Source organism: Streptomyces yokosukanensis, from assembly GCF_001514035.1.
GTDB classification, from domain to species: domain Bacteria; phylum Actinomycetota; class Actinomycetes; order Streptomycetales; family Streptomycetaceae; genus Streptomyces; species Streptomyces yokosukanensis.
In genome coordinates this window covers 306,447-319,083 of record NZ_KQ948213.1, presented here as the reverse complement: position 1 = coordinate 319,083, position 12,637 = coordinate 306,447, and the positions used below count along the sequence as shown (strand labels likewise).

Annotated in this window: 11 protein-coding genes; 3 read left to right on the top strand and 8 right to left on the bottom strand. The window is 71.5% G+C overall.

The window, feature by feature from the left end; genetic code table 11:
- Positions 1-3 precede the first annotated feature (3 nt).
- The gene (locus tag AQI95_RS21410; RefSeq protein ID WP_208614230.1) at positions 4-1,614 is read right to left on the bottom strand and encodes a glycoside hydrolase family 13 protein; all 1,611 of its coding nucleotides are present in this window, start codon (positions 1,612-1,614) and stop codon (positions 4-6) included.
- A 135-nt stretch (positions 1,615-1,749) separates the two neighbouring features.
- A complete protein-coding gene (locus AQI95_RS21405) occupies positions 1,750-3,048 on the bottom strand; it encodes an ABC transporter substrate-binding protein (protein ID WP_067125833.1) in 1,299 nt (432 codons plus the stop codon).
- A gap of 304 nt (positions 3,049-3,352) precedes the next feature.
- Between AQI95_RS21405 and AQI95_RS21400 the strand changes: the two genes are divergently transcribed.
- The 3 genes from AQI95_RS21400 to AQI95_RS21390 are packed head-to-tail and all read left to right on the top strand — an operon-like array spanning position 3,353 to position 6,956.
- On the top strand, positions 3,353-3,868 hold the full coding sequence (locus AQI95_RS21400; protein WP_067125831.1) for a PadR family transcriptional regulator: 516 nt from the start codon (positions 3,353-3,355) through the stop codon (positions 3,866-3,868).
- Positions 3,865-4,641 carry an ABC transporter ATP-binding protein gene (locus tag AQI95_RS21395; RefSeq protein WP_079071380.1) on the top strand — a complete coding sequence of 259 codons (777 nt, stop codon included), beginning with the start codon at positions 3,865-3,867 and terminating at the stop codon, positions 4,639-4,641. Before AQI95_RS21400 ends, AQI95_RS21395 begins: the two co-directional genes overlap by 4 nt.
- Before the next feature lie 32 nt (positions 4,642-4,673).
- On the top strand, positions 4,674-6,956 hold the full coding sequence (locus tag AQI95_RS21390; RefSeq protein WP_067126345.1) for an ABC transporter permease: 2,283 nt from the start codon (positions 4,674-4,676) through the stop codon (positions 6,954-6,956).
- Between the two features lie 21 nt (positions 6,957-6,977).
- On the opposite strand, the gene AQI95_RS21385 is transcribed toward AQI95_RS21390, so the two are convergent.
- The 6 genes from AQI95_RS21385 to tpiA all read right to left on the bottom strand — a co-directional run bounded on the left by AQI95_RS21385 (position 6,978) and on the right by tpiA (position 12,637).
- Entirely contained in the window at positions 6,978-7,730 is a 753-nt protein-coding gene (locus AQI95_RS21385) for a hypothetical protein (protein WP_067125827.1), read from the bottom strand.
- Between the two features lie 136 nt (positions 7,731-7,866).
- Positions 7,867-9,522, bottom strand: coding sequence for a glucose-6-phosphate isomerase (gene pgi, locus AQI95_RS21380; RefSeq protein WP_067125824.1), 1,656 nt, complete (start codon positions 9,520-9,522; stop codon positions 7,867-7,869).
- 52 nt (positions 9,523-9,574) lie between these two features.
- Positions 9,575-10,843, bottom strand: a complete 1,269-nt coding sequence (locus AQI95_RS21375) for an MFS transporter (protein ID WP_079071379.1) — start codon at positions 10,841-10,843, stop codon at positions 9,575-9,577.
- 120 nt (positions 10,844-10,963) lie between these two features.
- A complete protein-coding gene (locus tag AQI95_RS21370) occupies positions 10,964-11,299 on the bottom strand; it encodes an RNA polymerase-binding protein RbpA (RefSeq protein WP_079060169.1) in 336 nt (111 codons plus the stop codon).
- A gap of 216 nt (positions 11,300-11,515) precedes the next feature.
- Positions 11,516-11,746: a preprotein translocase subunit SecG gene (gene secG / locus AQI95_RS21365; protein ID WP_067125821.1), complete on the bottom strand. Its 231-nt coding sequence runs from the start codon at positions 11,744-11,746 to the stop codon at positions 11,516-11,518.
- 114 nt (positions 11,747-11,860) lie between these two features.
- Complete coding sequence (tpiA, locus tag AQI95_RS21360) at positions 11,861-12,637, bottom strand: triose-phosphate isomerase (RefSeq protein WP_067125818.1); 777 nt, start codon at positions 12,635-12,637, stop codon at positions 11,861-11,863.

Genomic DNA, 12,637 nt, shown 5'->3' with positions numbered 1-12,637 from the left:
GGATCAGAGGTCGCTCAGCCACCAGGCCGCCGTGGCGGCGGGCAGGACGCCGGGCGGGCAGGGGCCGCTGGAGAGCAGCGGGGTGCCGGAGACCGGCGCGGGTGTGGGGGCCGTACCGAAGTTGACGGCGCAGACCAGGCCGTCGCCGCGGGTGAAGGCGAGGACGCCGGGCGGGGTGTCCAGCCAGTTCAGCGCGCCTTCGCCCAGCTGGGGCAGTGAGGCGCGCAGGTGGAGGCCGTCGCGGTAGAGGTGCCAGAAGGAGCGGGTGTCGGCGAGGGCGCGGTCGGTGGCGTGCTCGGCGAAGTACTCCGGCTGCGGCAGCCACGGCTTGGCGCCGTCCGCGCCGGAGGTGAAGCCGAACGGGGAGGCCTGTCCGGACCAGGGCAGCGGCACCCGGCAGCCGTCACGGATCCGGGCGCGGCTGCCGGTGCGGCGGAATATCGGGTCGGTGAGCACGTCGTCGGGCAGGTCGACGACCTCGGGCAGGCCGAGTTCCTCGCCCTGGTAGATGTACGCGGCTCCGGGCAGCGCCAGCATCAGCAGCGCGGCGGCCCGGGCGCGGGCGGCACCGAGGCCGCTGCCCCCGGTGGCGGGTTCGCCGTAGCGGGTGACGGTGCGCACCTGGTCGTGGTTGTTGAGCACCCAGGTGACCGTCGAGCCCGTGCCGGCGATGTCCTGCATGGCCTCGGAGACGACCTTGCGGAAGGCGTCGGCGTCCCAGGGGGCGCCGAGCAGGTCGAAGAAGAAGGCCTGGTGGAGTTCGTCGGGGCGGACGTACAGGGCGTGTTCGCGGGCGGTGGGGACGGAGACCTCGCCGACGAGGAGCCGTTCGCGGCCGTCGCGGGCGGTGTACTCCTCGCACACGGCGCGCCACCAGCGCCACACCTCGTGCACCTCGGGCTGGTTCCAGGCGAGCGGGTTGACCGAGTCGCGGGTGCGGGCGTCGGCCTCGGGGTCGTCGGAGTCGGGCAGTTCGGGGTGCTTGTACAGCCCGGCCGCCACGTCGATGCGGAAGCCGTCGACACCCCGGTCCAGCCAGAACCGCAGCACCCGGTCGAACTCGGCGGTGACCTCGGGGTCGCGCCAGTTCCAGTCGGGCTGCTCGGGCGTGAACATGTGCAGGTACCACTGGCCGTCGCCGACCCTGCTCCAGGCCGGGCCGCCGAACATCGCGTGCCAGTTGTTGGGCGGCTCACCGCCGTCCGGGCCGCGACCGTCGGCGAAGTGGAAGCGGGCGCGGGCCGGGCTGCCGGGTGCGCTGTCCAGGGCCTCGCGGAACCAGGGGTGCGCGCTGGAGCAGTGGTTGGGCACGATGTCGAGCAGCACCTTGATGCCGAGCCGCCGGGCGGCCGCCATCAGCAGGTCGAACTCGGCGAGGTCGCCGAAGAGCGGGTCGACTCCGCAGTAGTCGGCCACGTCGTAGCCGTGGTCGTGCTGCGGCGAGGGATAGAACGGGCTCAGCCAGATGCCGTCGACGCCGAGCTTCTTCAGGTACGGCAGCCCGGCGCGGACGCCGGCCAGATCGCCGATGCCGTCACCGGTGCTGTCCAGGAAGCTGCGGACGTACACCTGGTAGATCACCGCGTCGCGCCACCAGTGGTACTTACTCAACATGCATGCATGTTAGGTAGGCGTATCGCGAAGGTGTCAATGAAAAGAACGGATGCTACTGCTGAGTTGCGGTCTCAAATACGGACTTATCCGTGCACTTCCACGAGAGATGAGATGTCCGCGTTACTTAACAAGTAACTAGCGACCGGAGACGGCCGCCAGCTCCCGGGCCAACCGGCGCACCGCTGCCGCGGGCGTCTCGTGCCCGGTCAGCGCGTCGTGCACGACGGCCTGCACGACCAGGCTGACCTGGTCGTACCGCGCGCTCTTGGGGCGCGGGGCGGCGGTGAGCACGGCCGTGCGCAGGGTCGGGAGGTAGGGGAACCGCCGCACCAGCGCGGGATCTTCGTAGAGCGCCGCGCGTACCGGCGGCAGCGCGCCCCGGGTGAGCACCTGGCGCTGGACGGGCGCGCTGGTGAGGTAGGCGATCAGGCGCGCCGCCGAATCGGGGTGCCGGGCATGGGAGTTGACGGCGAGGTCGGAGCCGCCGAGCACACTGGTCCCGGGCCCGTCGGGGCCGGGCAGCGGTACGGCGCCGATCTTCCCGGCCACCTCGGAGCCCTTGGCGGAGGCGACGGCGTAGGCGTAGGGCCAGTTGCGCAGGAAGAGCAGCCTGCCGTCCTGGAAGGCCTGCTTGGACTCCTCCTCCTTGTACGTCAGCGCGGCCTTCGGTATCCAGCCCTCGCGGATGCCGCGGGCGAGGAAGCCGATTCCCTCGCGGGCGGCGGCGGAATCGACGGTGACGCGGGTGCCCTCGTCGCCGAGGATCGTGCCGCCCGCCGAGTAGACCGCCTCGGCGGCGTTCACGGTGAGGCCCTCGTAGGGCAGGAACTGGCCCGCGTAGCCGCCGAGTCCGTACTTGGGCGCGATGGTCTTCGCGTCGTGCTCCAGTTCGGCCCAGGTGCGCGGCGGGGGCACGCCCTCCTTGGCGAGGATGTCCTTGCGGTAGAGGAGGAGTCCGGCGTTGGTGACGTACGGGACCGCGTACAGGCGTCCGTCGTAGGTGGCCGTGTCCACGACCGGCGGCAGGAAACTGTCGAGGGGGAAGCGGTCCCTCGGGAGGGGCCGTATCCAGCCGGCCGCCGCGAACTCCGAGGTCCAGTTGACGTCGATGTTGAGGACGTCGAACCGTCCCCGGTCGCCGCCGCGCAGATCGGTGGTCATCTGCGCATGGGTCTCGTCGGCGGAGTCCGGCAACTCGACCAGGGTGACCTTCTCGCCGGGGTGGGTGCGGTTCCAGCCCTGGAGCAGCGGGCCCAGATAGCCGGTGAGGTCGCCGGCGGTGGCCAGGGTGAGCGGGCCTCGACCGGATCCGGCGCTCTCGTCGGCCCGCGCGCCGGAGGCGACGTACCCGGTCATGAGCACGGCAAGGACGAGGAGAGCCCGGCCGACGGCACGTATCCGGGGCCCCCTACCGGCGGTGCTTGTCCACCGCATAGGTTCCTCCCTGAACACGTACACACGACTTCGGCGTCCTCGCCGGGAGTCAGAGGCCATGTATACCTGTTAGGTATGGGCGATACTAGGGGCTGGCGTCATTCTCCCGTCGTCCGCCCATGGGGCGGGCCCGGCGGCGTCTGGTGCGTGCGATCGCAAGGCGCCGGATCGCCCTCGTGGCGGAGTCACGTGGGCGGTTCGGCAACGCGGCGAGCGTGCGTGCCAGACGCCGCCGGGCAGACGGGAGAATGACGGCAGGCCCTAGGGGCCTGGAGCACATTGAGCAGACAGGAGGACAGCACGAGTGCGCCTGCCCCTCCTGGCACTCCTCGCCCGCGGCCCGGCCCACGGCTACGAGCTGAAGCAGGACCTTGAGCAACTGCTGGGCTCCGCGTACCCTCAGCCGAACGTCGGCCAGATCTACGTCACCCTCAGCCGCCTCGAGAAGTCGGGACTGATCGAGGGCGAGGACATCGAGCAGTCCAGCCGGCCCAACAAGAAGGTCTACCACCTCACCGACGCCGGGCGGGAAGCGCTGCACGCCTGGTTCGAGGAGACCGAGGACGAGCCGCGGGTGCGGGACGAGTTCTTCATGAAGCTCGCCCTCGCCCCGCAGACCGGTCTCGCCGACCAGATCGCCCTCATCAACAAGCAGCGGCGCCAGTACCTCACCACCATGCGCAATCTTTCGAAGCTGGCCACGGCCGAGAACCGGGACAACCGCATCGCCCACCTGCTCATCGAGGGCGCGATGCTGCATCTGCAGGCCGACCTCGACTGGCTCGAGCGGTGCCAGGAGGAACTGGAGGAGCTGGAGTGAGCGACGGCCACCCTCCGACACCGCCCGCCGAGCAGGCTTTGGTGCTTCGGGCCGAGGGCCTGGTGAAGACGCACCGCGGCGAGGGCGCGCCCGCGCACGCGGTCCGCGGGGTCGACCTGAGCGTGGCCCGGGGCGAGTTCGTCGCGATCACCGGGCCGTCCGGAGCCGGAAAGTCGACGCTGCTGCATCTGCTCGGCGGACTGCAGCGCCCCGACGAGGGCAGCATCTGGCTCGACGGCCGCCGCACGGACTCCTTCAGCGAGGCGCGCTGGGCGGTGGAGCGCCGCACCGCCATCGGGATCGTGTTCCAGTTCTTCAACCTGGTCTCGAACCTGTCCGTCGCCGACAACGTCGAGCTGCCCGCCCTGCTCGCCGGCGTCCCGCCGAAGAAGGCCCGCGCCGAACGCGAGGCGCTCCTCGCCGAACTGGGCCTCGCGGGCAAGGAGCGCAGCATGCCGGGCGAGCTGTCCGGCGGCGAGCAGCAGCGGGTCGCGCTCGCCCGTGCCCTGGTCAACCATCCCCCGCTGCTGCTGGCCGACGAGCCCGCCGGAAGCCTGGACAGCCGGGGCACACGCGAGGTGATGCGGCTGCTGTCCCGCTTCCACGGGCGCGGGCAGACCATCGTCCTGGTCACCCACGACGCCCGGCTGGCGAGCGCCGCCGACCGCGTGATCAGCTTCTTCGACGGGCGCATAGCCGACGACGCGGCCCTGGACGACGCCCCGGTGTCCCGAAGGCCGGGGATCTCGGGTGTGCTGGAGCTGAGGGACTGATGGCGGCGGGTCCGCCGGGCCTGGGCTCCGGCGTGCGGGGCAGTCTGCGCTGGGCGCACTCCGATCTGCGGACGCATCGCGGCGAGGCGCTGTTCCTCGTGCTGGCCACCGCCGGGATCGTCGCCTCGCTGCTGCTGGCCACCGCCCTGTTCGGGTACGCCACCAACCCCTGGCAGCGGGTGTTCGCCCAGGCCCGCGGGGCGCATGTGTGGATCCACACCGTGCCCTCGGCCGACGCGCACGGGCTGGCCCGCATCGACGGCGTCGCGTCCGTGGCCGGCCCCTACCGCACCGAGGCCACCACCGTCGCCGTCCGCGGCACCCGCGCCTCCGTGGAACTGCGCGGCACCCCCGGCCCGCCCTCCGTCGGCCGGCCGCTGCTCACCGCCGGGCACTGGCTGGACGGGGCCGAACCGGACGGCGTGGTCCTGGAGAGCAGCCTGGCCCGGGCTCTGCTGGCCGAGCCCGGAGACACCCTCACGCTGCCCGGCACCGCCCGCACCCTGACCGTCGAGGGCATCGCGGACAGCGCCGAGCCCCACTACAGCCCGGGTGAGCAGCCGGGGCTGGTGTGGGCACTGCCGTCCGCCGTACGCGCCCCGGGCGGCCAGGTGATCGGGCTGCGGCTGGACGACCCGGCCGACACGGACTACGCGGTGCAGCGGGCCGTCACGGTGCTCGGCGCGGGCGCGGTCGGCGAGGTCTCCACCTGGCAGCAGGCCCGCTCCGCGGCCCAGGGCGACAACCGGCTGCTGGGGCAGGTGCTCGGCCTGTTCGGTCTCGGCGCGCTGATCGCGGCGGGGTTCGCCGTGCACGGCGCGATCGCCACCCGCATCCGAGGGCATCTGCGGGACCTGTCGGTGCTGAAGGCGATCGGATTCACGCCGGGCCAGGTCGTCCGGATCTTCCTGCTGCAGCATCTGGCGTACGCACTGCTCGGCTCGGTGGCCGCCGCTGCGCTCACCGAGACCCTGGGCCGTCGGATCCCCGGCCGGCTCGGCGATGCGGTGGGCGTGTGGCAGGGGCTGCCGGGGCACACCGCGGCGCTGTGCGCGGTGCCCCTGGGCGCGGTGCTGTTCATCGGCCTGACCACGGGGCTCGCGGCCTGGCGGGCGGGGCGGGTGCCGCCGGTTCCGGTGCCGCGCCCGGCCGCGGCGGCCGGCGGACGGCTGGGCGGCCCGGCCCGGCGGGCGCTCGGGCTGCGGTTGCCGGCCGCGCTGGTCCTCGGTGTCCACAAGGCGTGTGCGGGGCGCGGCCGGTCGCTGGCCGGCGTGGCACGGCTGACGCTGCCGCTGCTGCTGATCGTGGTGGCGCTCAGCGCCTGGACCACGATCGACCGCTTCCACAGCAGCCCGGAGCGCATGGGGCTGCCGACGGCCCTCACGGTCCGCTCCGACGGCACCCTGGACGCATCCGCCGTACGGGCCCAGCTGACCGCTGACCACCGGGTCGCGGCGGCCTACCCCGGGGTCGAGGTGGCCGCGCTGGTCCCCGGCCAGACCGGCACCATCGCGCTGCGCGGGGTAGGCACCAGCGCCGAGCCCTACCCGTACGCCCTCGCCGAGGGCCGCGCCGCACGCGGACCGGACGAGGCGGTGGCCGGCCAGGGCCTGCTGGATCTGCTGCACGCCCGGGTCGGCGACTGGGTGCGCATGACGGTGGGCGACCGGCCGCAGATCCTGCACATCGTGGGCCGCAGCATCGAACCGCAGAACGCCGGGCGGGTCGTGACGACCTCCCTGGACACCCTCCGCGCGAACGACCCCGGGCTGACCGCCGCCTTCCTCGAACTGCGCCTGCGCCCCGGCGCCGATCCGCAGCAGGTGGCCGGCGCGCTGACCCGGGCCGGCCACGGCCGTCTCGACGTGCACACGATGACGAATCCGGCCGACGGCCTGTCCCCGCTGCGCGCCGTCGTCGCCGGGCTGATCGCCGTACTGGCCCTGATCGGGCTCGTCGAGCTGCTCACCGCCATCGGCGGCAGCGTCCGCGAGAGCGAACGGGACGTGCTGGCACTGAAGGCGATCGGCATGTCCCCACGGCAGATCACCGCGATCACCGTCACGGCGACGAGCTGTACGGCCCTGGCCGCGGCGCTCGCCGCCACGGCACTGGGGCTGCCGCTGGCCCGCAGGCTGATCGACGCCCAGGGCGGCTCCAGCGGCATCGGCGCCGGTATCGCCCAGTCCCCGTCACCGCTGCTGCTCGTGTCGGTCGGCCTGGCCGCGGTCCTGGGTGCCGCGCTGCTGTCCGCGCTGCCCGCGGGCCGTGCCGCCCGCAGACGGCTCGCGGACACGACCGGCGCGGTGGCCTGACCCGCGGCGCCCTCAGGCGGCTCAACTGCCGTACGGACTACGGAGGTTGTGCGGATCCTGCGCGGGATGCCGCGCCGGGTGGTCGGTCAGCCGGATGCCGTGTCCCCGCTTGAGCCGGGCCATCTCGTACAGCGCGATGGCGGTGACCGTCACCGGGGCGCCGAGGATGAACACGATGCCGAGCTTGAGCCCGAGCCCGTGCAGATCACCGGTGAGCAGGTCGGGCAGCGCCATCAGCCAGCTGGTGACCATGGCGAGCAGGGGCGGCAGACAGCGGTGGACGGCTGCCGTGCCGAAGAAGTTCCCGGTGACCCGCAGGGCACCGGCGCCGACGAACCAGACCGTCCACAGCGTGAACAGCCCCATCGGGATGATCAGCAGCGAGCCGCTGAAGCTGCTGCTGGTCTGCAGCAGCAGGACGGTCGCGACGACCGAGCCCACGAAGGTGAGCAGCAGCCCCAAGGCCTTCAGCAGTGCCGGGCGCAGGGTGCGCAGGCTGCCGGTGCGCCGCCAGATCCACAGCATCACCCCGACCGTCAGCGGGGCGATCACCAGCAGCACGCCGGAGGCGATCAGCAGGTTCTGCAGCATCTCCGTGAGGGCGAAGCCGCCCTCGACGAAGGTGTAGACACCGACGGCGGCGACCGTCCCCGCGGCGACCCGGATCCGCTTCAGCCCCTCGACGGACGGGTCGAGCGGCTCGGGTATCCAGGCGGGATGGAACACCGCCCAGGCCGCGTGATGCGCCTTCAGCCAGTTCCTGCGGCGCGGCACGCCCGTTGTGCGGTTCCCCCGTGAACCGGCCACTGCACGCTCCCCCGAGTTGTGGTGCTCATGAGCAACGGGGAGTGTACGGGACACCGGGCGGCGTGCGCCGCCCGGTGCTCCGTGCCCCCGGCCGGACCGGCGGTCAGCTCCGGCCGCGCAGTCGGCGGTACGTGCCGACCAGCGCCTTGGTCGAGGCGTCCAGTCCGGGCACCTCCGCGCCCTCGGTCAGGGCAGGCTCCACGCGCTTGGCGAGGACCTTGCCGAGTTCGACGCCCCACTGGTCGAAGGAGTCGATGTTCCACACCGCGCCCTGTACGAACACCTTGTGCTCGTACAGGGCGATCAGCTGGCCGAGGGCGGACGGGGTCAGTTCCTTCGCGAGGACGGTCGTCGTCGGCCGGTTGCCCTGGAAGGTCTTGTGCGGGACCAGTTCCTCCGCCACCCCCTCCGCACGGACCTCCTCGGCGGTCTTGCCGAAGGCGAGGGCCTGGGTCTGGGCGAAGAAGTTGGCCATCAGCAGGTCGTGCTGCGCCTTCAGTTCACCGCTCAGCTCGGCCACCGGCTCGGCGAAGCCGATGAAGTCCGCAGGGATCAGCTTGGTGCCCTGGTGGATCAACTGGTAGTAGGCGTGCTGCCCGTTGGTGCCCGGCGTGCCCCACACGACCGGCCCGGTCTGCCAGTCGACCTGCCTGCCGTCCCGCGCCACGTACTTGCCGTTGGACTCCATGTCCAGCTGCTGCAGGTAGGCGGTGAACCTCGACAGATAGTGGCTGTACGGCAGGACCGCGTGCGACTGGGCGTCGTGGAAGTTGCCGTACCAAAGGCCCAACAGGCCCAGCAGCAAAGGCGCGTTGGACTCGGCGGGCGCGGTGCGGAAGTGCTCGTCCATCAGCCGGAAGCCGTCGAGCATCTCGCGGAAGCGGTCGGGGCCGATCGCGATCATCAGCGACAGTCCGATCGCGGAGTCGTACGAGTACCGGCCGCCGACCCAGTCCCAGAACTCGAACATGTTGGCCGTGTCGATGCCGAACTCGGCGACCTTCTCGGCGTTCGTCGACAGGGCGACGAAGTGCTTCGCGACCGCTTTGGCGTCGCCCTCCAGCCCGTCGAGCAGCCAGGTGCGCGCGGAGGTCGCGTTGGTGATCGTCTCGATGGTGGTGAAGGTCTTGGAGGCGATGATGAACAGCGTCTCGGCCGGGTCCAGGTCACGGGTGGCCTCGTGCAGGTCGGCGCCGTCCACGTTGGAGACGAAGCGGACCGTGAGAGCGCGGTCGGTGAAGCTGCGCAGCACCTCGTAGGCCATCGCGGGGCCCAGGTCGGAGCCGCCGATGCCGATGTTGACGACGTTCTTGATGCGCTTGCCGGTGTGGCCGGTCCAGGCGCCGGAGCGGACGCGGTCCGCGAAGTCGCTCATCTTGTCGAGCACGGCGTGGACCTTGGGGACGACGTTCTCGCCGTCGACCTCGATCACCGCGTCGCGCGCGGCGCGCAGCGCGGTGTGCAGCACCGCGCGGTCCTCGGTGACGTTGATCTTCTCGCCGCGGAACATGGCGTCCCTGAGCCCGAACACGTCCGTGGCGGCGGCCAGCTCGCGCAGCAGCCGCAGCGTGTCATCGGTGACCAGGTGCTTCGAGTAGTCGATGTACAGATCGCCGACCTGGAGCGTGTACCCCTCGCCGCGCCCGGGATCGGCGGCGAACAGCTCCCTCAGATGGGTGCCGGCCAGCTCCTCCCGGTGCTTGGCGAGAGCGGTCCATTCGGGCGTCTGGTTGAGCCTGGTACGGCCGTCTGCGTTCATTTCCGACTTCCGCCTTCTTTCGTGCCTGTCCCAGCTGTTCCAACCTAATTGATCACCGCGCGGCGCGAGCCGTCATGACGTCGTCGTCCGGTGCAACAGCACGTACGTCCGGCTTGCCGGCCGGTATCAGCGAGGTGACCGCCAGGGCGAACAGGACGGCCGCGAGCAGGGCGGGCGCGTTCAGGCCGTACAGCCGGGCCGCGGCCCCGCCGAGGATCGCGCCGAGCGGGGCGCCGGAGGTCGAGGCGGTACGGAAGGCGGCGGCGATGCGGCCCGTCATCGACGCGGGGCTGCGCTGCTGCATCAGCGTGACCTGGTTGACGTTCCACACCATGTTCATCGCGCCGAGCAGAAGCATGCCGACGACGAGTGCGGACAGGTCCCGGACGGATCCGACGAGCAGCAGCGACCCCGTCTGCACGCTGCCGGCGACCAGCAGGGCCCGCACCCGCCCGGTGCGGCGCGCGAGGCGCTGGGCGATGAAGCCGCCGCTGATGCTGCCCGCCGAGTACGCCGTCATCGCGGCCGCGTATCCGGTGTCGCCCGCGTCGAGCCAGCGCGTCACGTGCAGCGCCAGGGTGGCGATCAGCGCGCCCATCCCGATGTTGCACAGCAGCGTGGCCAGGCAGGTCGCCCGCAGCGTCCGGTCGCCCCACAGAGCGCGCAGCCCCGCGCCGATCTCCGCCCTCAGCGTGCTGCCCGCCGGGCGCGGTCCGCTCTGCGGCGGCCGTATCCGCAAAGAGGCGACCAGGGCGGCGGCCACCAGGAACGTGCCCGCGTCGGCCACGAAGGGCGTGCAGGCGCCCGCCGTCAACAGCAGCGGCACGAGCGGAGCGGCGATCAGGCCGCCGGCGATCTGCTGCCCGGTCATCAGCCGGGCGTTGGCCCCGCCCAGGGCGGCACGGTCCACCAGCGCGGGCAGCAGGGCCGTGGAGGCGTTGTCGAAGAGCGTCTGGAGCGTGGTCAGCGCGAAGGCGAGGGCGAGCAGCAGCGGGATCGAAGCGTGCCCCAGGCCCACGGCGAGGGCGAACGCGGCCACGAGCAGGCCGCGCACCGTGTCCACCACCCACATCGCCCGACGCTGGTCGACCCGGTCGGCGACGGCTCCGCCGAGCAGCCCGAAGAGCAGCCAGGGGACATAGCCGCAGGCCGTCACCGAGGCGATGACCAGTGGTTCGGCACTGAGCCGCACCGCGAGCAGGGGCAGCGCGGCATTGCGTAACGCGTCCCCGAACCGCGAGACCACGGCGGCCGTCCACAACCGCCCGAATCCCCCGTGCCACGCGGGCGCACGCCCGCTGTCCACCTCGCTCGCAGCCATGGCTCCCCCTCACGATGCGTCGGTGCATTCACCGTAGAGGTCGCCACTGACAATCGGCCGGGCCCGCGGGCGGACACGGCTGCGGCCAGGCGCCTTGGGGCGCCCGGCCGGTGTCAAGTCCTAGATCTCGCCCCGCAGTTTGGCGAGCGCCTCGGCGAGGATCGCCTCGCCGTCCGCGTCGCTGCGCCGCTCGCGCACATACGCGAGATGCGTCTTGTACGGCTCGGTGCGCGGCGGGTCCGGCGGGTTGTCCTGGTCCTGACCTGCCGGGAAGCCGCAGCGCGGGCAGTCCCAGGTCTCGGGCACCTGCGCGTCGCTGGCGAAGCTCGGCTGGGTCTCATGCCCGTTGGAGCACCAGAAGGAGATGCGCAGACGCGGCGCGGACTCGCCGCGCTCGGCCTCGCCCATCGGCCCCGCTCCGACCCGGCTTCCCCGGATCGCGTTGCCACTTGCCACGGTCGTAACTCCCTGCGTGATGGTGCCGCGAAGCGAGTCGGCGTTCCGCTTCGCTGCGAGCGCCTCAGTCTACGTAAGGCCCAACGCGCGTCCAGTGATTGGAGTTACAACCCCCACACCTAGACGCAAGCCCCATGATAGGCCGCGCTCACGAGCGCGTACCGAACATGGGGCCCTACGTACCGAATATGCGTGATGTGTGTGCTGAGCGGAGTATCAGCTGTTCGTCTTCATCAGGATGCCGAGAACGATGATGCACGCGAACCACAGCACGCCGATCACGATGGTGATCCGGTCGAGGTTGCGCTCGGCGACCGAGGAGCCGCCGACGGAGGACTGCATGCCGCCGCCGAACATGTCGGAGAGGCCGCCGCCCTTCCCCTTGTGCATCAGCACCAGCAGCATCAGCAGCAGGCTGAAGACGATCAGGGCGATCGAGAACCCCAAAACCACGGCTGGACCAACTTCCTCGGATTCGGATGGACGACAGGGGCACAGCACACCGGCTGTGCCCCCGCAAGGGTACGACGTATCGCCGCTACCGCCTACTCACAGCCCGTCCTACTGATCGCGGAATCGCACGATCTTGACGAACTCGTCGGCGTCCAGCGAGGCGCCGCCGACCAGGGCGCCGTCGATGTCGGCCTGGGCCATGATCTCGGCGACGTTGCCCGACTTCACGGAGCCGCCGTACTGGATGCGGACCTTGTCGGCCACGTCCTGCGAGTACAGCTCGGCGATCTTGGCACGGATGGCGGCGCAGACCTCCTGGGCGTCCTCGGAGCCGCACACCTTGCCGGTGCCGATCGCCCACACGGGCTCGTAGGCGATCACTACGGTCTCGGCCTGCTCGGCCGGGAGGTCCTTCAGACCGCCCTCGAGCTGGGCGAGGGTGTGACCGACGTGGTTGCCCGCCTCGCGGACGTCCAGCTCCTCGCCGACGCACAGGATCGGGGTGAGGCCGTGCTTGTAGGCGGCCTTGACCTTGGCGTTGACCAGCTCGTCGGTCTCGTTGTGGTACTGGCGGCGCTCGGAGTGGCCGATGACCGCGTAGGTGCACTTCAGCTTGGCCAGCATCGGGCCGGAGATCTCGCCGGTGTAGGCACCGGAGTCGTGCTGCGAGATGTCCTGGGCGCCGTACTTGATCTTGAGCTTGTCGCCGTCGACCAGGGTCTGCACGGAGCGCAGGTCGGTGAAGGGCGGCAGGACGGCGACCTCGACGGCCTCGTAGTCCTTGTCGGCCAGGGCGAAGGCGAGCTTCTGGACGTGTGCGATGGCCTCGAGGTGGTTGAGGTTCATCTTCCAGTTGCCCGCCATCAGCGGCGTGCGCGTGCTCAA